The organism is Neorhizobium galegae (assembly GCF_021391675.1).
Taxonomy (GTDB): Bacteria; Pseudomonadota; Alphaproteobacteria; order Rhizobiales; family Rhizobiaceae; genus Neorhizobium; species Neorhizobium galegae_B.
Window position 1 is genome coordinate 2,861,959 of sequence record NZ_CP090095.1, and the last position, 17,814, is coordinate 2,879,772.

Annotated in this window: 19 protein-coding genes and 1 pseudogene; 11 read left to right on the plus strand and 9 right to left on the minus strand. The window is 61.2% G+C overall.

Annotated features, from left to right (window positions below):
* Nucleotides 1-51 precede the first annotated feature (51 nt).
* Nucleotides 52-153: pseudogene (locus tag LZK81_RS14190) on the plus strand (hypothetical protein); the annotation flags it as partial.
* 114 nt (nucleotides 154-267) lie between these two features.
* Nucleotides 268-525, plus strand: coding sequence for a hypothetical protein (locus LZK81_RS14195; RefSeq protein WP_046603861.1), 258 nt, complete (start codon nucleotides 268-270; stop codon nucleotides 523-525).
* Nucleotides 526-533: 8 nt separating this feature from the next.
* Here the strand turns inward: LZK81_RS14195 and LZK81_RS14200 are convergent, their stop codons facing one another.
* Together LZK81_RS14200 and LZK81_RS14205 are read right to left on the minus strand one after the other, a co-directional pair.
* Nucleotides 534-2,600, minus strand: a complete 2,067-nt coding sequence (locus tag LZK81_RS14200; RefSeq protein ID WP_233953684.1) for a putative bifunctional diguanylate cyclase/phosphodiesterase — start codon at nucleotides 2,598-2,600, stop codon at nucleotides 534-536.
* Nucleotides 2,601-2,738: 138 nt separating this feature from the next.
* Nucleotides 2,739-4,184 carry a hypothetical protein gene (locus tag LZK81_RS14205; RefSeq protein WP_233953685.1) on the minus strand — a complete coding sequence of 482 codons (1,446 nt, stop codon included), beginning with the start codon at nucleotides 4,182-4,184 and terminating at the stop codon, nucleotides 2,739-2,741.
* A 245-nt stretch (nucleotides 4,185-4,429) separates the two neighbouring features.
* Here LZK81_RS14205 and LZK81_RS14210 point away from each other — a divergent pair, with 245 nt between their 5' ends.
* The 6 genes from LZK81_RS14210 (at nucleotide 4,430) to prmB (ending at nucleotide 10,731) form a co-directional block, all read left to right on the plus strand.
* Nucleotides 4,430-5,035, plus strand: coding sequence for a 50S ribosomal protein L25/general stress protein Ctc (locus LZK81_RS14210; RefSeq protein ID WP_046603858.1), 606 nt, complete (start codon nucleotides 4,430-4,432; stop codon nucleotides 5,033-5,035).
* A gap of 216 nt (nucleotides 5,036-5,251) precedes the next feature.
* Nucleotides 5,252-7,630, plus strand: a complete 2,379-nt coding sequence (locus LZK81_RS14215; protein ID WP_046603857.1) for an EAL domain-containing protein — start codon at nucleotides 5,252-5,254, stop codon at nucleotides 7,628-7,630.
* A gap of 67 nt (nucleotides 7,631-7,697) precedes the next feature.
* Nucleotides 7,698-8,423: a substrate-binding periplasmic protein gene (locus tag LZK81_RS14220; RefSeq protein ID WP_233953686.1), complete on the plus strand. Its 726-nt coding sequence runs from the start codon at nucleotides 7,698-7,700 to the stop codon at nucleotides 8,421-8,423.
* Between the two features lie 78 nt (nucleotides 8,424-8,501).
* Nucleotides 8,502-9,245, plus strand: a complete 744-nt coding sequence (pth, locus tag LZK81_RS14225) for an aminoacyl-tRNA hydrolase (RefSeq protein WP_233953687.1) — start codon at nucleotides 8,502-8,504, stop codon at nucleotides 9,243-9,245.
* Between the two features lie 5 nt (nucleotides 9,246-9,250).
* Nucleotides 9,251-9,700, plus strand: coding sequence for a GNAT family N-acetyltransferase (locus LZK81_RS14230; RefSeq protein WP_233953688.1), 450 nt, complete (start codon nucleotides 9,251-9,253; stop codon nucleotides 9,698-9,700).
* An 83-nt stretch (nucleotides 9,701-9,783) separates the two neighbouring features.
* Nucleotides 9,784-10,731: a 50S ribosomal protein L3 N(5)-glutamine methyltransferase gene (prmB, locus tag LZK81_RS14235; protein WP_233953689.1), complete on the plus strand. Its 948-nt coding sequence runs from the start codon at nucleotides 9,784-9,786 to the stop codon at nucleotides 10,729-10,731.
* 1 nt (nucleotide 10,732) lies between these two features.
* On the opposite strand, the gene clpS is transcribed toward prmB, so the two are convergent.
* The 3 genes from clpS to LZK81_RS14250 form a co-directional block, all read right to left on the minus strand.
* Complete coding sequence (clpS, locus tag LZK81_RS14240; RefSeq protein ID WP_007758880.1) at nucleotides 10,733-11,041, minus strand: ATP-dependent Clp protease adapter ClpS; 309 nt, start codon at nucleotides 11,039-11,041, stop codon at nucleotides 10,733-10,735.
* Between the two features lie 96 nt (nucleotides 11,042-11,137).
* Nucleotides 11,138-11,536 (minus strand): type II toxin-antitoxin system VapC family toxin, encoded by a 399-nt coding sequence (locus tag LZK81_RS14245; RefSeq protein ID WP_046603853.1) that lies wholly within the window; start codon nucleotides 11,534-11,536, stop codon nucleotides 11,138-11,140.
* Complete coding sequence (locus tag LZK81_RS14250; protein ID WP_046603852.1) at nucleotides 11,526-11,819, minus strand: AbrB/MazE/SpoVT family DNA-binding domain-containing protein; 294 nt, start codon at nucleotides 11,817-11,819, stop codon at nucleotides 11,526-11,528. The genes LZK81_RS14245 and LZK81_RS14250 overlap by 11 nt, the downstream gene beginning before the upstream one ends.
* Before the next feature lie 163 nt (nucleotides 11,820-11,982).
* On the opposite strand from LZK81_RS14250, the gene ychF reads away from it, so the two are divergent.
* The 3 genes from ychF to LZK81_RS14265 are packed head-to-tail and all read left to right on the plus strand — an operon-like array spanning nucleotide 11,983 to nucleotide 14,042.
* Nucleotides 11,983-13,086 carry a redox-regulated ATPase YchF gene (gene ychF, locus LZK81_RS14255; protein ID WP_233953690.1) on the plus strand — a complete coding sequence of 368 codons (1,104 nt, stop codon included), beginning with the start codon at nucleotides 11,983-11,985 and terminating at the stop codon, nucleotides 13,084-13,086.
* Between the two features lie 21 nt (nucleotides 13,087-13,107).
* Entirely contained in the window at nucleotides 13,108-13,578 is a 471-nt protein-coding gene (locus tag LZK81_RS14260) for a MaoC family dehydratase (protein ID WP_046603850.1), read from the plus strand.
* Nucleotides 13,575-14,042: a MaoC family dehydratase gene (locus tag LZK81_RS14265; protein WP_046603849.1), complete on the plus strand. Its 468-nt coding sequence runs from the start codon at nucleotides 13,575-13,577 to the stop codon at nucleotides 14,040-14,042. Before LZK81_RS14260 ends, LZK81_RS14265 begins: the two co-directional genes overlap by 4 nt.
* A gap of 46 nt (nucleotides 14,043-14,088) precedes the next feature.
* Here the strand turns inward: LZK81_RS14265 and LZK81_RS14270 are convergent, their stop codons facing one another.
* The 4 genes from LZK81_RS14270 to petA all read right to left on the minus strand — a co-directional run bounded on the left by LZK81_RS14270 (nucleotide 14,089) and on the right by petA (nucleotide 17,507).
* Entirely contained in the window at nucleotides 14,089-14,628 is a 540-nt protein-coding gene (locus LZK81_RS14270; RefSeq protein WP_233953691.1) for an adenine phosphoribosyltransferase, read from the minus strand.
* Nucleotides 14,629-14,740: 112 nt separating this feature from the next.
* A complete protein-coding gene (locus tag LZK81_RS14275; RefSeq protein WP_046603847.1) occupies nucleotides 14,741-15,616 on the minus strand; it encodes a cytochrome c1 in 876 nt (291 codons plus the stop codon).
* Nucleotides 15,617-15,643: 27 nt separating this feature from the next.
* Nucleotides 15,644-16,915 (minus strand): cytochrome b, encoded by a 1,272-nt coding sequence (locus LZK81_RS14280; RefSeq protein WP_046603846.1) that lies wholly within the window; start codon nucleotides 16,913-16,915, stop codon nucleotides 15,644-15,646.
* Nucleotides 16,916-16,928: 13 nt separating this feature from the next.
* Nucleotides 16,929-17,507 carry a ubiquinol-cytochrome c reductase iron-sulfur subunit gene (gene petA / locus LZK81_RS14285; RefSeq protein ID WP_046603845.1) on the minus strand — a complete coding sequence of 193 codons (579 nt, stop codon included), beginning with the start codon at nucleotides 17,505-17,507 and terminating at the stop codon, nucleotides 16,929-16,931.
* Nucleotides 17,508-17,814 lie beyond the last annotated feature (307 nt).

Here is a 17,814-nt window from a genome sequence, read left to right on the forward strand (position 1 = left end):
CGTCCCGGAAGACCCGAGGAACCCCGCTTCTGCACGCGAGAGTACCGTCCCGTTTGCGGCCAGCAGGGCGGACGCACCCAGACTTTCCCGAACGCATGCGAAGCGGCAAACGCCGGCTTCAGCGTCGTCGCGTCCGGCGAGTGCCGCCGCTAGAGGGCCTGCTTGAAGTAACTGTAAATCGTCGACGGAAAACGCCGGAACCTGGTTCCGGCGTTTTGCTTTGTGCCAGAGCTTCGGCTAGAAGGCCCCCCGAAGAAGGAGACAAGCATGGCCGCTCGCGACCGTTATTCCCGAAAGCTCGAATGTTCCCAGTGCGGCAATGTCGGTTTCGCCGAGGTTTCCGAGACCGACGACAGGCGGCAGGGCAATCGCGATTTTCGCATCGACGAGCTGCCGAAAGGCTTCCTGACGGAATTCGCCTCGACCGATCCGCGCAAATACATGATCCGCTGCGGCCAGTGCGGCCACAAGTTCCGTTTCGAGCAGAAGACGGTCTATGCCCCCGGCGGCGAACCCCGGCGCTGACGCCGAGGTCAGGCGACTTTGACGGCCGCCGCCGATCGGATTTCGCCGCCGGCCTCGCCATTGACGAGATGCTCGATCAGCGCCCTCGGGCCAGGTCTACCAAAAAGGTATCCCTGCACCTGCTTACAGCCCTCCTTGCGCAGGAAGGCCATATGCGCATCCGTCTCCACCCCTTCGGCAAGCACCGGTATGTGGAGGCTCGAGGCAAGGATGAGGGTCGAGCGGACGATCGCCGCCGACTGTGAATTGTCCGAAAGCCCGTCCACGAAGGTGCGGTCGATCTTGATCTTGTCGAAAGGGAAGGACATCAGCGTCGAAAGCGACGAATAACCCGTGCCATAGTCGTCCATGGCGATCTTCACTCCGAGGCTCTTCAAGTGGCGAACGGTCTGCAGCGCCCGCTGATGATCGGCGATGATGCCGGACTCAGTGATCTCCAGCTCGAGCCTCTCCGCATCCAGCCCCGTCTCCTTGAGGATGTCGCGGACCTTGTTCGGGAATTTCGGATCGGCAAGCTGCTGGCCGGCGACGTTGACGGCGAAGCCGAACGGGTTTTTCCAGGTCGCCGCCTCCGCGCAGGCGCTCCGGAGCACCCATTCGCCGAGCTCGACGATGAAGCCGGTGCGCTCGGCGATCGGGATGAACTCGTTGGGAGACACCAGTCCGCGGACCGGATGGTTCCAGCGCAACAGCACCTCGAAACCGATGACCTCGCCGGTGAACGTATCGTTCTGGAGCTGGTAGTAGAGTTCGAACTGGCCCGCCACGAGCCCGGAACGCATGTCCATGGCGAGCGCGTTGCGTTCGCGAGCCGCCTGGTCCATCGAAGAGTCGTAAAAGCGGATGGCATTGTCGCCCGACTGTTTGGCGCGATACATGGCGACGTCCGCCTGGGCCACGAGATCGTCGACCGTCTTTGCGTCCCCCGGATAGAGCGCAATCCCGACGCTCGAACCGACGGTGAGCGTATTGCCGTTCCATTCGACCGGCTTACAGACTTCCGCAAGCAGCCGGCCGGCGAGCAGCATCGCGTCGGAGCGCCGGTAGTACATGTGTTTCAGCGCGACGAATTCGTCGCCCCCGACACGGGCGATGAATTCGCCCTCACCTGCCGCCTCGGCAAGCCTACTGCCGATCGTGCGCAGCACCTCATCGCCAGCGGCGTGGCCATGGACGTCGTTTATTTCCTTGAAGCGATTGAGATCGAGCGAGAGAACTGCGATGCGGTTAGTCAGATCCGCCGGTCGCGATGCGATCTCCGCAAGTTGCTCGTTGAACGCGGCGCGATTGGCAAGACCGGTCAAAGCGTCGTGCAGGGAAAGGTGGCGATACTGCTCGACGGCAGCCTTGGTCACGCGGGCATCGATCAGATAGGTGGCTGCCGTCAGCGCCAGCAGGATCAGCATCAGCGACAGCACGGCGAACCCAAGCACCACCGGTGGGACGACCTCATTCGGCAGGACGGCATTCGGATCAAGAACGACCTCGATCGCCCCCATGGCGGTGAAATGGGTCGTGGCGATCGCAAGGATCATCGCCAGAACCGAACCGTACTTGCAGAACCGCGTCGCCGGGTGCGCGACGCGATTGGTCACCAGAGCGCCGAAAACGGCGGCAAAGATGAGCGAGGCGGCAACATAGGACTGGTTCCAGTCGATGACGCCCTGCACCTCGTAGGCGGCCATGCCCGTGTAATGCATCGCAGCGATACCGAGCCCCATGACGACGCCGCCGGCCTCCGCGAGCAGGGACCGGCCGCCATAGCTTGCAACACCGAAGCCGATCGTGGCGCTCGCCACCGCGATCATGAAAGACAGAAGCGTCTGGGTCGGGTCATATCCCGCCTGCCCGCCTCCGAGATAACCGAGCATCGCGAGGAAGTGCGTCGTCCAGGTGGTCGAACCGCCGATGAAGCCCGTGAGGAAAAGCCAGATGACCTTTTCGAGCCCGCCGCCACGCCGGGCTCTGGAAAAAAGCCGGATGGTCAGGAAGGATCCGATCACGCAGATCAATACCGCGCAGGCGATATAGCGAAGATCGTGCTCGACGAAGATGCAGGAAAAAACGCGAAACATGATTGCCTGATACTTTTCAACTATCTTGATTGAAAAGTTCTAGCATCGAAACATGTTCGAAACGTTCCTTGGGATGGTAAATGCCGGCTGACTGGCAAACGTAAAGCCGGCACAAGAAGGTGTGGACAGGTCGTCAGATCATTGGATCGGCTGTCCGTTGACGCTGAAGCTCTTGCCGTCCTCGAACTTGATGTCCCAGCGCAGGCGGCCATCCGGTTCCGTCTTCGCCATGCCCTTCGCCATCATCAAAGCGAACGAAGCCTGGTTGAATTCGGGGTCGCTCTTGGCGGCGGCCTGGAAATACTGGATCAGCTTGTCGACATCGCGGGCAAGGATCGAGGTTTCGAGCGTATAGCGCTCCTTCTCCTCCGGATAACCCTTGACCTTGCCGGAGGCTTCGATGTCGTAGAGAGCGGATTTCGCGGCGACCCGCGGGAAATCGATAGTCAGCTGTCCGTCGTCGAGAAAGGCCTTGCCAAGGCGCTCGCCCTCCGCTTCCGGCAGCGGAACGGGTTTCGAAAAGTCCATTTCCATCAAGGTGTCGATGAAACGCTGGAAGTTGAGGTCGGCGATCCCGACCTCAACTTCCGCCATATCGGGCACCAGTTGAGCGTAGAGCGGGGGGATGATGCCGGCAGGCGTGGAGATGTTCTCGACGCGCGCCCCGAAGCCGATCCGGGTTGCTGCGGCGGGCTCGCTCATCGTGAACAGGTAGTCGAGCTTGTTGACGCCGAAATCGCCGAGCGGACTTGCCACGGTGAACTGGTTGAAGCTGATCTTTTCGGAAAGCGCCGTGAAGAACGGCATTGCGCCGCGGATGAGATCCTTGAGCTTGGCGATCTCGGCCTGCGACGGCTTTTCATCCTTGACGAGTTCCAGCATGAACGCGACGAGAGTACGGATCTTCTCGGCCATCACGCCCTGGACGCCGACATCGAAATCGAGGCTTTCGGCGCGGATCTGTATCGGCGGGGTTTCCGGCGTCGCAACCCGTTCGTAGAAGCGCAGGAACGAGCCCTTGCCGGTAAAATCCGTGCCGCCGGCTGCCGCACTCGCCGTGGACGCCAGTGAATAATTCATGCCGGCAAAGCTCGCCTCGACCTCTTCCTTGCCGCTCTTCGAGACCATGCGGATCGGGCCGGAGGTCGCCTCGCCCGAGCGCAGATAGCTGATCGCCGGATCGAAAATGCCGGAAAACACCATGTCGGTGACGGAGTAGCTGATGTTCGTCGGCTTGCCGTCGGGCATCTTGCCCTTGACGGTGAAATTCATGTCGCTGTCGCTGTTGAATTTCCACTGGCCGTTGTCGAGCGGCGCGGCGAAGACCGAATACGGCCTCAGGCCGGAAACAGTGAAGTCTTTCTTGTTGATGGACTTGAGGAGTTTGGCGAAATCGTAGCTGATCTCGTAGCGTTCGCCGGCCGGCTTGACGGTCAGGAAGCCCGTGGACTTGACCGTATCCGGCAGGAAGTGGATGAGGCTTTCCTTGAGGGTGCGGGCACCCTTGTCGTTGATCTCAGCCGCCGCAACCGGATATACGCAGGACGCAGCCATCAGGCTGGCCGCGATCAAAGTTCGTTTCATGAATCAAGCCCTTCCCTCGTTCAACCGGCACCAATGTGGAAGACGAACCGGCTAAGTCAAGCGCAGGCCCTTTGTTTCCAGGCCGAAAAGCTTGCACATCCTTGCTCGTTGTATTATAGCGCGCCGGTCCGCGTAGACACCCTTGGAGGCAACGCGGATGAAGCGCATCGGATGATGCCCTTCAGTTTGACGCGAGCCGACATCGCTTGCGGAAAACTCTCCAAACAACCTCGAAAGGATATGCCATGAGCCACGCATCATACGAGCTCAAGGCCGAGGCGCGCGAACGGGTAGGTAAGGGGTCCTCCCGTGAACTTCGCCGCAACGGTTTCATTCCTGCTGTCATCTATGGTGACAAGCAGTCCCCCCTCGCGATCGCTCTGTCGACCAACGAAGTGACGAAGCGCATCCATGCCGGCGGTTTCATGACCACGGTTGCCACGATCGAAGTCAACGGCGAGAAGATCCAGGTCCTGCCGAAGGACTATCAGCTCGATCCGGTCCGCGACTTCACCATGCACGTGGATTTTCTGCGCGTCTCGGGCAACACGGAAGTTTCCGTTGAAGTTCCGGTTCACTTCGTCAACGAAGAGAAGTCCCCGGGCATCAAGGTCGGCGGCGTTCTCAACATCGTCCGTCACGCAGTCGAGCTGCTTTGCCCGGCCAACGACATTCCGGAATTCCTGACCGTCGACCTGACGGGCGCGAAGATCGGCGACAGCCTCCACATCTCCGCCGTCAAGCTGCCGGCTGGCGCACGTCCGGTCATCGGCGACCGCGACTTCACCATCGCGACGATCGTCGCCCCGGCTGCAGGCGTTACCGAGGAAGAACCGGCTTCTGCTGAATAACCAGGCCGAAATTCTTGAAATGGGACCCGCTTTCGCAAGAAAGCGGGTTTTTTTATTGCTTGTCGAATACAGTTTAGTAACGCTGCTTCCGTAATTCGTTCGAATCTTGGCATTGTCGTTTCAGTGAAGTTTAATGAATAGGTGAAACGATGGACGCTACTTCAGCATGACGGGGAAAGTCCGGCGTCAGCCAGACGATGAATGCGGGGAAGACGGATGACTCATTCCGTTGAGAGTCGTTTTATTGCGATTATTTCAGGCGCCCTTCTGGTCGTCGTCGCGCCCTTGTTCACGCTGTTTCTGGCGCTTTCCTCCCAGCAGGCCGCCAAGAACCTCAGCGAACACGTCAATGTCGTACTGGTGACCAACTCCCAGGCGCTCGGCAAGCCGCTCTGGGATCTCGACACCGACAGCATCCATCAGGTCGCATCGATGCTCGTCGCCGATCCGGCTATCAACGGCGTGCAGATCAGCGACAATACGGGCAAGCTGAATATTTCCGAAGTCGACGTCAATCCGGCCGATTTCCGCGGCCTTGAAGCCATCTCCGAGCCGATCTTCTACAAATCACAGCAGGGCACCCGCAATGTCGGCAGCATCACCGTCTATGTGCCGAAGCTCGGTTGGTTCTCCGCCTTGCACCAGATGGAAATGGCTTTCATCTCCATCTTCATCATCACCATCCTGACGGTCTTCGGCGCAGCGATACTCGGCAACCGCGTCATGGTCATCAAGCCGCTGATGCGGTTGACCGCAGCCATCGAGGCGACCCGCAGGCTGGGTTCGCGCCACCATGTCGACTGGCGCTCGAACGATGAAATGGGGCGGCTGGCGAAGAGCTTCAACGAAATGCAGACGCTGCTGGAGCGCGAAGAGCGCGAACTGAAGCGTGCCCACCAGCAGACCACGGAAATCTACAACCTGACGCCGGCCATGCTGTTCTCGCTGACCTCAGGCGACCAGATCGCCGCCGTCAGCGACTATTGGCTGCTCGCGACCGGCTATCGCCGTGACGACGTCATCGGCCATCCCTTTTCCGAGCTCGTCGCGCCTGCGGACCGCCAGATCTATGCAAGGCGCAAGCAGCAGGCGAAATTGACCGGCCTCGCGATCGAAGCCACCGTCCGGTTCCTCTGCGCCGACGGCCGCCTGATGGACGTGCTGATCGTCGAAATCGAACTCGGCATGGCCGCCGGCAGCATTCCCGGCTCGCTGAGCGTCATGACGGACGTCACGGAACTGAGGCAATCGGAACTGCGCAACCGTCAGCAGGCCATCTCCGACCATCTGACCGGGCTCCTGAACCGTCAGGGTTTCGAGGCGACGCTCGACCAGAAGATCGCCGAGGCCGACAAGGCGCGCACCGAGGTCGCCTGCCTATTCGTCGACCTCGACCGCTTCAAGGCGATCAACGACAATCTCGGCCATGCCGCCGGCGACGCCGTGCTCTGCCAGTTCGTCGAACGGACGAAGCCGATGCTGCAGGATACCGATACCGCCTCCCGCCTCGGCGGCGACGAATTCGCCATCCTGATCACCGGGGACGGCGCCGAGCGCCGCGCGACCGAACTCAGCCAGAAGATCGTCGACATGTTCGAGGTTCCCTTCCGCATTCAGGGCACCGGCGTGCGGTTGAGCGCCAGTATCGGGCTTGCCTTCTATCCGAGCCATGCCACCAGTGCCGCCGAACTGCTGCAGAAATCGGACATGGCGATGTACGCCCGCAAGCGCGACGGCAAGAACGGCGCGCAGGTCTACGATCCCGCGATTCTGGACCAGACGCGGGAACGGGCCGAGATCGAGAGCGATATCGAAGTCGCCATCGCCGCAAGCTGGTTCGAGGCACATTTCCAGCCGATCGTCGACATCGAGACCGGCATTCCCTCAGGCTTCGAAGCGCTGATGCGGATGCGCCATCCCCGCAAGGGGCTGATGTCGCCGGCCGGCATCATCTGCGTTGCCGAGGAGACCGGCTCGATCGGCCAGATCGGCAACCTCATCCTGGAAGACGCGATGGCCAACCTTGCCCGCGTCTCACGCCTGCCCGGCATGGGCGAGACCTATGTCGCGGTCAATTTCTCGCCGCTGCAATTCGAGCCCGGCCTGCCGGCCCGCCTTGCCGGTCTGCTCGGCCGCTACGGCATCGATCCGTCGCGCTTCGTGGTGGAAATCACCGAAGCCGTGCTGATGCACGACAATCCCGAGATCCGCACCATCCTCAACGAGATCCATCGCTTCGGCTGCCGCATCGCGCTTGACGATTTCGGTACCGGTTATTCGTCGCTGAGCTATATGAGCCGCTTTCCGGTCGATATCGTCAAGATCGACCAGTCCTTCATCCGCTCGCTCACCGAACAGACAGGTGACATAGGCAGCAAGAACAGGATGCTTGTCGAAGGCATCAGTGCTATTTCTCACAAGATGAACTGCAAGGTCGTCGCGGAAGGCGTCGAGACGGAAGAACAGCGCTTATTGCTGCAGCAAATGGGCATCGACTACGCCCAGGGCTACCTCTTCTCGAAGCCACGCGAAATCTCCGAACTGCTCTCGGCCCTATCCGCCCGGCAGGCCGAAATCGAGTCCATGGCGAGCTGACAAGCCCTCACCGCGGGACCAGATGCTGGGTCAGAAATGACAACATGCGCGTTTGGAAGGTGGACAGATGAAAATCGCAGTGCCGCTTCTTGCCAGCCTCAGCCTCGCTTGTGGCGCCCATGCCCAGCAGACCGTCGTCTTTTCGACCGAGTCCTACCCGCCCTTCAGCTACCAGGAGCCCGGCGGCAACTACCGCGGCGCCGGCATCGACCAGGTAGACATCATCATGCAGGACGCGGGCACGCCCTACACGCTGGAGATCATGCCATGGGCCCGCGCCATCGCCATGGCCGAGACGCAATCCATGCACTGCGTCTTCGCCGCCGCCCGCACGCCGGAACGCGAGCCGCGTTTCAAATGGGTCGTGCCTCTTTTCGTCGACCGCAGCGTTCTCGTGCGCCATGCGGGTTCGAAGGTCGCGGCGACCACCCTGGAGGAGGCCAAGCAGTACACGGTCGGCACCCATCGCGCCGACTATACCGAGGGACTTCTGAAGAGTTCCGGTTTCCCGAAGATCGATCTCAGCGCCAACGTCGATACGACGCTCCGAAAACTGCTGCAGGACCGTATCGACATGATGCCCATGTCGGAAGGCGTCTATCAGAAGCTGAAGACGGACGGAACGCCGATCGAAAAGGTCATCCTGTTCACCGAACAGCATCTCGGCATTGCGTGCAATCCGGATGTGCCCGACGAACTGATCGCCAGGATGCAGGCGGGCCTCGACCGCCTCATCAAGGACGGCATCCAGACTGTAATTCTGAAGCGCTATGGCATCGGCGAGCCTCAATAGAGGTTTGGGCGTTGAAACCGGTTGACTTTGGCGGCGTTTCGCGGTGGTGAAAGCCAGCAGTCAAGGATGGACGTCTCCATGCTCATCATCGCCGGCCTCGGCAATCCCGGTTCCCAATATGCGGGCAACCGCCACAATATCGGCTTCATGGCGGTGGACGCGATCCAGCGCCGTCCCGGCTTTTCGCCCTGGTCGAAGAAGTTCAAGGCGCTCATCTCGGAAGGCGAGCTCGCCGGCGAAAAGGTGCTGCTGATCAAGCCGCAGACCTTCATGAACCTCTCGGGCGAAGCGGTCGGCGAGGCCATGCGCTTCTACAAGCTCGGGCCGGAAAACCTCATCGCCATCTACGACGAACTCGATCTGCCTGCGGCCAGGGCCCGCATCAAGACCGGCGGCGGCCATGGCGGCCATAACGGCGTCAAGTCGCTCGACGCCCATTGCGGTCGCGAATACCGCAGGCTTCGCCTCGGCATCGGCCATCCGGGATCGAAGGAGCTCGTTCACAACCATGTGCTGGGCGATTTCGCCAAGGTCGACCAGACCTGGCTCGCCCCTCTTCTCGACGCGCTCGCCGACAATGCCGAAATGCTGGTGAAGGCGGAAGATTCGCAGCTGATGAACAAGCTGGCGCTCGCCGTCGGCGGCAAGCCGGACGAGGAAAAGCCCTCAAAGGATGGGCCGAAGCCTGAAAAGAAGCCCGTCGCCAAACCGACCGGGCAATCGCATATCCATCAGGCCCGCAGCGGCGGCAAGCCGAACCTTCCGACGTCAGGCCCGATGGCCGAAATGCTCAAGAAGATGTTCGGCGGCAAGGGCGAATAGTGTCGATGCCCTCTGCCGACTTCGTCATTCGCCCGGCCCGCGATGGCGACCTTGCCGACCTGATCGAACTCTATCACCACCTGAACCACGATCCGGACCCGGAGCCGTCGCTGGCCCGGGAGCGTTTCGCCGCAATTCTCGCCCAGCCCGGCATGACCGTGTTGATCGGCTTCGCAGACGGGCGAGCTGCGGCCACGGTGACGCTGATCGTCCTACCGAACCTCACCCGCAAGGGCGCGCCCTATGCGCTGATCGAAAACGTCGTCACCCATGCGGAACACCGCAAGCGCGGTTATGCCGGCGCCCTCATCCGCAGGGCCATCGACCAGGCCTGGAATGACGGCTGCTACAAGGTCATGCTCCTGACCGGCTCGACGGACCCGGCAACGCTGCGCTTCTACGAAGGCTGCGGTTTTCTTCAAAACAAGACCGGCTTCCAGATCCGCCGCACCTAGATAGCCCGGTATCGCTCCGGTCAAGGGGGTGGCGCACCGCTTTCGGAGCGGCTATGGGAGGCCGATCGAAAAGGGAAGCTCACATGAACCAAGCCCCGAACATGGATGACATCACCGGCGAACTCGTCACCCTTCGCGACTACTGGCGTTATGCCATCTCCCGGTTCAGCGCCGCAAACCTCAGCTACGGCCACGGCACGACGACGGCAAGCGACGACGCCGCCTTCCTGGTCCTCGACTCACTCGACCTGCCGATCGACGCGCTCGATCCGTTTCTCGACGCACGCCTGCTGCCGGCCGAACGGCGGCTGCTGGCCCAGCGGATCGACGCCCGCGTGACGACCCGCAAACCCACATCCTACCTGACTGGCCACGCCTATATCCAAGGCGTCCGCTTCCTGGTCGATGAACGGGTCATCGTGCCCCGCTCCCATATCGGCGAAATCCTGTTCAGTGAATATCTGGGTGAAAACGGCTCCACCTTCCTGCCCGATCCGCTAAGCGTCGAAAGCGCCGTCGACATCTGCACCGGCTCCGGCTGCCTTGCCATCCTCGCCGCGAAATTCTTCCCGAATGCGGCAGTTGATGCGGTGGACCTCTCCCCCGATGCGCTCGAAGTGGCCAAGCTCAACGTTACGGAACATGCCGTCGAAGATCAGCTCACGCTTTTCAACGGCGACCTCTTCGCGCCGATCGGAAGCAAAAAATACGACCTGATCATCACCAATCCGCCCTATGTCGACCACCAGGCGATGGAAGGTTTTCCGGAGGAATTCCGCTCTGAACCGGCCATGGCCTTCGACGGCGGCGTCGACGGTCTCGACCTCGTCCGCCGGCTGCTGGCGGAAGCGCCGGCGCATCTCAATCCCGAGGGCGGGATGATCTGCGAAATCGGCTCGGGCCGCGAAATCCTCGAAGAGGAATTCCCCGACCTCGACTTCCTGTGGCTGGAGACGGCAGAATCGCAGGATGCGGTGTTCTGGATCAGCGCCGAAGCGCTCGGCGTGAAGGCCGGGAAAAAGAGGAAATAACCTATTCCTCGGGCTCGGTGATGAACATCAGCGGGAAGCCTGCCTCCTTGGCAAGGTCGACCGCTTCCTTAGCCTTGGTCTCGGCGATGTCCTTGGTACAGACGACGACGACCGCCAGCCCCATCCGGTGCGCGGTCAGCATCACGCGGTAACCCGTTTCCTCGCTCATCCGGAACACGGCCTTCAGCACCATGGTCACGAATTCGCGCGGCGTATAGTCGTCGTTGACCAGCAGGACCTTGTAGAGCTTCGGCCGCTCCAGCTTGGTCTTGGTTTTCGTCTTCGGTTTTACGGTGGTGTCTTCGGCCATCGGCCTCTCCTGACAATGCAATCCTATCGGGAGAACATGCCGGCTATATCGCACCGCAACCGAGGTTTTTCAAGCAACTGCTCGGTGAATGGCGGATCAATCGGCGTCAAGCAATATGCCCTTGCGACCCTTTGCCTGGATGAGCGCTACCGCACGCTTGTCGAAACTCACAAACGTATCGCCACCCAGTCTCCGGCCTTCGAACTCAATCACGCCATCAGCGAAATCCCCGCCGGCATCGAGAAAGGCGAGGCCTGCCTCGACTGCCTCGCGATCGATGACGATATGTTCGTCCGCAATCAGCAGGCGGATGGCTTGTGCGATCTCCATGCACTTCCGCCGATAGACTTGCCGGGCGACCCAGACGAATTCGCAGAGTGCGACATTCGAAACGAAAACCTTTTCGGCTGTCGCAAACTGCGAGCGCGCCTCCAGGGATTGCCGCTCCTGATCGTCAGCCCATGCCCGAACGAGCACGTTCGTATCAACGATCATCGTCGAACCGTACTTCCCCGGCCCAACCGGCCTCGATGGCTTCCTGGATTTCTTCCAGCGTGGCGTGAATGTTGTGTTCGTTCTTCAAACTGCCGAAGAACTTCTCCAAACCGCCGGTCTCCTGACCCGCCGTCGCAACGGCTTCCTTCACCGGCGACAATTCGAGCCGTCCGCCCGGTCGCTCGACGACGGCGACCCGGTCGCCCGGATGAATGCCGAGACCTTTCAGCACATCGCTCGTCAGCGTTACCTCGCCCTCTTTCGTCACGGTGAAAACGGTCATGGCCGGAACTCCTTCTCCGCTAAAATAAGGCCAAACGGCCCTGCCCGCAAGGCAACGGCTCCGGCCCTCTCGCCTTGCAATATCCCGACCAAGCCTTGACCGCTCCGGCACTTTCCCCCATAGCCACAGCAACGAAATTTCTTCAGATACAGGGTCCGGACCCATGGGTTTCAAATGCGGTATCGTGGGCCTGCCGAATGTCGGCAAGTCCACTCTCTTCAATGCGCTCACCAAGACGGCTGCCGCCCAGGCGGCCAACTATCCCTTCTGCACGATCGAGCCGAACACCGGCGAAGTGGCGGTTCCCGATCCGCGCATGCAGAAGCTGGCGGCAATCGCCGGCTCCAAGGAAATCATCCCGACCCGCATCTCCTTCGTCGATATCGCCGGCCTTGTGCGCGGCGCGTCGAAGGGTGAAGGCCTGGGCAACAAGTTCCTCGCCAATATCCGCGAAGTGGATGCGGTCGTGCATGTGCTGCGCTGCTTCGAGGACGACGACATCACCCATGTCGAGGGGCGCATCAACCCGGTCGGCGATGCCGACACGATCGAGACCGAGCTGATGCTCGCCGACCTCGAAAGCCTGGAGCGCCGCGTCGAACAGACCCGCAAGCGCGCCGCCAGCAAGGACAAGGATTCCGTTGCTCAGTTGCCGGTCATGGATGCGGTTATCAAGCTCCTGAACGACGGCAAGCCGGCGCGCCTGCTTTTGAAGACGCTGGCGCCCGAAGAGATCGAGATCCTGAAGGGCCTCAACCTTCTGACTTCACACCCGGTCCTCTATGTCTGCAACGTAGCGGAAGCCGATGCCTCGACCGGCAACGAGCACACTGAGGCCGTCGCCGTCATGGCCAAGGAGCAGGGCGCCGAATGCGTGATCATCTCGGCCGCGATCGAATCGGAGGTGGCTCAGCTTCCCGAAGAGGAAGCGAAGGAATTCCTGTCGGCCCTCGGGCTTGAGGAAGCCGGCCTAGACCGGCTGATCCGCGCCGGGTACCACCTGCTCGACCTGATCACCTATTTCACCGTCGGCCCGAAGGAAACCCGCGCCTGGACGATCGTGCGCGGCACCAAGGCCCCTGCCGCCGCAGGCGTCATCCATACCGACTTCGAACGCGGCTTCATCCGCGCCTTCACCATCGCCTTTGACGACTACATCAACTTCAAGGGTGAAGTCGGCGCCAAGGAAGCCGGCAAGGGCCGCGACGAAGGCAAGGAATATGTCGTCCAGGACGGCGACGTGATCCACTTCCGCTTCAACACCTGAGACCGTGGGCGGGAGGGCCACATGACGGAAGCCGCATATTATTTCGAGGACTTTTCGGTGGGGCGGGTTTTCCCGCTCGCATCCAAGCTGGTGACGGCAGACGAGATGGTCGAATTCGCCGCCGAGTTCGATCCGCAGCCAATGCATCTCGACGAGGCGGCCGGCAGGGCAAGCATCCTCGGCGGCCTGTCGGCCTCGGGCTGGCATACGGCGAGCATGTTCATGCGCATGATGTTCGACGGCTGGCTGTCCAGTTCCTCGTCGGAGGGATCGCCGGGCATCGAGTTCATGGAATGGAAAAGGCCGGTTCTGGCCGGCGACACGCTGTCCGGCCGCTCGACCGTGCTCGAATCCCGCTCGCTTCGCTCACGCCCGGGCATCGGCATCGTCAAGTTCCTGCACGAAGTGGAGAACCAGCGCGGCGAGATCGTCATGCGCGGCGAGAACCCGATCATGATGCGGCTGCGGGACGCCCGGGAGGACGCTGCATGAGGCTGATCGAGCTTTCTCCACCCGGCCAGAAAATCATCACCGGTACGCTTCTCTTCACCGCCGAGGACATCGTCCGCTACGCGAAGAAATTCGATCCGCAGCCCTTCCACGTGGATGCCGAAGCAGCGAAAAACTACGTTTTCGGCGCCCTCTGCGCCTCCGGTTGGCATACCTGCGCCGGCTGGATGAAGACCTATATCGCCTACTGGAAAACCGAGGTTGCGCGGCTCGAAAGCGAGGGCATCACAGCCCCGAAGCTCGGTCCTTCGGCCGGCTTCAGAAAACTGCAATGGCTGAAACCGGTCTATGCCGGCGACAGCGTCACCTATTCCGTCGCGCTGACAGAGAGCCGCTCGCTCGCCTCGCGTCCCGGCACCTGGATCAACATGACCGTCTGTGACGGCGTCAATCAGCATGGCGAGGTGGTGATGCGCTACGAAGGCACTGTGCTGGAATTCGCTTGAAGTTTCCGTGCAAGCCCCTCGCCCGGCCCGCCTTCGTGGCCGGGACTTAGTGACCTGAAAATTCGACCAGCGTTCTGACTTCCACGCCGAGCGCTTCGAGCTTCCGGCGACCGCCGAGATCCGGCAGGTCGATGACGAAGCAGGCCGAGACGATCTCGGCGCCAAGCTGACGCAGCAGCTTTACCGCACCTTCCGCGGTGCCGCCTGTCGCGATCAGGTCGTCGGTGAGGATCACTTTCTCGCCGGCCCTCACCGCATCCACATGGATCTCCATCTCGTCGGTGCCGTATTCGAGGCTGTAGGCCATCCGAACGGTCTGGTGCGGCAGCTTGCCCTTCTTGCGGATCGGCACGAAACCGGCTCTCAACTGGTGCGCCAGCGCGCCGCCGAGGATGAAGCCGCGCGCCTCGATGCCGGCGATCTTGTCGATACCCAGGCCCGCATAGGGTGCCACCAGCTCATCCACCGCCTGCCTGAAGGCAACGGCGTCGCCGAGCAACGTGGTGATGTCGCGGAAGATGATGCCCGGTTTCGGATAATCCGGGATGGAACGGATGGCGGCGGAGAGAGCGTTTTTGGAAGACATGTGACCCACATATTTGGCGGCAGGAAGGAGACCGAGCCTAGCAACTGATGGCTCCCCTCCCAACAAAAAAGGCGACCCGCAGGCCGCCTTTTCGCAATCACGAGGTAAAACCTCAGTGTTCCTTGCTGGCATAGACCGACTTCTTGGTCAGGTAGATCAGGCCGGTGAAGATCACCAGGAAGATCATCACCATGAAACCGGTGCGCTTGCGATCTTCGAGATGAGGCTCGGCAGCCCACATCAGGAAGGCCGAGATATCCTTGGCATACTGATCGACCGTCTGCGGCGCGCCGTCGTCATAGGTCACCTGGTCGGCGCTGAGCGGCGGAGCCATGGCGAGCGCGGCGGCGCTGGCGAAATACGGATTGTAATGGGTGCCCGGAGCAACCTCGACCCCGGCCGGCGGTTGCTCGTAGCCGGTCAGCAGCGAATGGATGTAATCCGGTCCGCCTTCCTGGTACTGGGTGAATATGTCGATGACGAACTGCGGGAAACCGCGGGTCACGCCGCGGGCTTTGGCGATCAGCGACATGTCCGGCGGTGCTGCGCCGTTGTTGGCGGCAGCGGCAGCCTGGGTGTTCGGGAAGGGCGACGGGAAGTGGTCGGACGGAACGGCGGTGCGCTCGAACATCTCGCCTTCGTCGTTCGGGCCGTCCTGAACCTTGTAGTTGGCCGCGAACGCCTTCACCTGGGCTTCCGAATAACCGAGGTCTTCCAGGGTGCGGAAGGAGACCAGACGCATCGAGTGGCAGGCGGAACAGACTTCCGTATAGACCTTCAGGCCGCGCTGGAGCTGGCCCTTGTCATAATGGCCGAAAGGACCCGCGAAGCTCCAGTCGGTTTCCTTGGGATGGTGGATCGGAAAATGCGGCGTTTCCGCATGTTCCGCGGCCGGGGCCGCAGCGTGATTTTCCTGCGCCACGGCCGAGGCGACGCCCATTCCCGCCAGAAAGGCCAGCGAGACGAGGCTTGTAACAAGCTTGTTCATAATTCTAATCCCTCTCGGTCGCAGGCGTCAGGCGCGGGCTTCGGCGGATTTGCCGTTCTTTTTCTCAAGAACCGCTTCCGTGATGGAGTTCGGAATGCGCCTCGGCGTTTCGAACAGGCCGAGCAGCGGCATGATCACCAGGAAGAAGCCGAAGTAGTACAGCGTGCCGATCTGCGACAGCGCGGTGAAGATGCCTTCCGCCGGCTGGGAACCGAGCCAGCCGAGCATGATCGCATTGGCAACGAACAGCCAGAAGAACAGCTTGTACCAGGGACGGTAGACGGCGGAGCGGACCTTCGACGTGTCGAGCCAGGGCAGGAAGAACAGGATGAGGATCGAACCGAACATCACCAGAACGCCGCCAAGCTTGGAGTCGATGAAGAGGACATTGAACGTGATCGCGCGCAGCATGGCGTAGAACGGCAGGTAGTACCATTCCGGAACGATGTGAGCGGGGGTCTTCAAGGCGTCGGCCGGGATGTAATTGTCCGGGTGGCCGAGGTAGTTCGGCATATAGAAGATGAACCAGGCGTAGACGATCAGGAAGACGGAGACGCCGAGCGCATCCTTCATCGTCGCATAGGGCGTGAAGGCGACGGTGTCGGTCTTGGTCTTCACCTCAACGCCGGTCGGGTTGGTCTGGCCGGTGACGTGCAAGGCCCAGATGTGCAGGATGACGACGCCGGCGATCATGAAGGGCAGCAGGTAGTGCAGCGAGAAGAAGCGGTTCAGCGTCGGCTGGTCGACGGCAAAGCCGCCGAGCAGGAACTGCTGGATCCATTCGCCGACCAGCGGGAAGGCCGAGAAGAAGCCGGTGATGACGGTCGCGCCCCAGAAGGACATCTGACCCCAGGGCAGAACGTAGCCCATGAAGCCGGTCGCCATCATCAGCAGGTAGATCACCACGCCGAGGATCCAGAGGATTTCGCGGGGTGCCTTGTAGGAGCCGTAATAGAGGCCACGGGCGATATGCAGGTAGACGGCGACGAAGAAGAACGAGGCGCCGTTGGCATGCATGTAGCGCAGCAGCCAGCCATGGTTCACGTCGCGCATGATCTTTTCGACCGAGTCGAAGGCGATGCCGGTCGAAGCGGTATAATGCATGGCGAGCACCACGCCGGTGATGATCTGCACGATCAGCATGACCGACAGCATGGCGCCGAACGTGTAGGCATAGTTCAGATTGCGGGGAACGGGGTAGGAGATGAAGCTGTCATGGATCATGCGCGGCAGCGGAAGCCGCGAATCGATCCACTTTTCGATGCCGGTCGATGGCTGGTATGTGGAATGACCGCTCATAAATATTATCCCCTCACCCGATCCTGATCACTGTGTCGGACGCAAATGCAAAATTCGGAATGGCGAGGTTCTGCGGCGCCGGGCCCTTACGGATACGGCCCGCCGTATCATAGTGAGAGCCGTGGCACGGACAGAACCATCCGCCGAAATCGCCGGACTGGCCGAGCGGAACGCAGCCGAGATGGGTGCAGGAACCGATCATCACGATCCAGTTCTCCTTGCCCTGGCCGGCGGAACGATCGATATCGCTTGCCTGCGCGTCGGCTGGCAGATTGGCGTTGCGGGCGACGGGATCCTTGAGATCCGCCAGCGCCACGGCATTCGCCTCTTCCACTTCCTTCGGCGTGCGGTTGCGAATGAAGACAGGCTTGCCGCGCCACTTGACGGTCAGCGACATGCCCGGCTGGAGAGCACCGACATTCACTTCGATGGAGGCGAGCGCCAGCGTCGAGGCGTCCGGGCGCATCTGGTCGATGAAGGGCCAGGCAACAGATACAGCGCCGACAGCGCCGGCCATGCCGGTGGTCAGATAAAGGAAATCACGGCGAGTGGGCTCGCCCAGTGTTTCGCTATGTGTGTCGTGCTCGCTCACGGCTCAATCATCCTTCTCACGCAATTCGCGGAAACCGCTCTGCCCCCGTCCGGGCGAATCTCAGTTGAACACAATTCGACCATAGATTCCCCAGCAATCCGGCGCGTTCTATGCTTGATCGCAAAATATGTCCAGCCTTGGCAAGGGGTGCCGACCAGTTTGTCGCCGGAAAACCCGGAGGGTTCCGGACCAGCGTGACAGGCAGAGCACAGGCCTGAGAAACAAGGCCTGCACTGGTCTGTTCGGCCCGGAAAAATCAGGCGTTTTCCAAGCGAAACAACGAGGATGGCGCACTTCCCGTTAACTG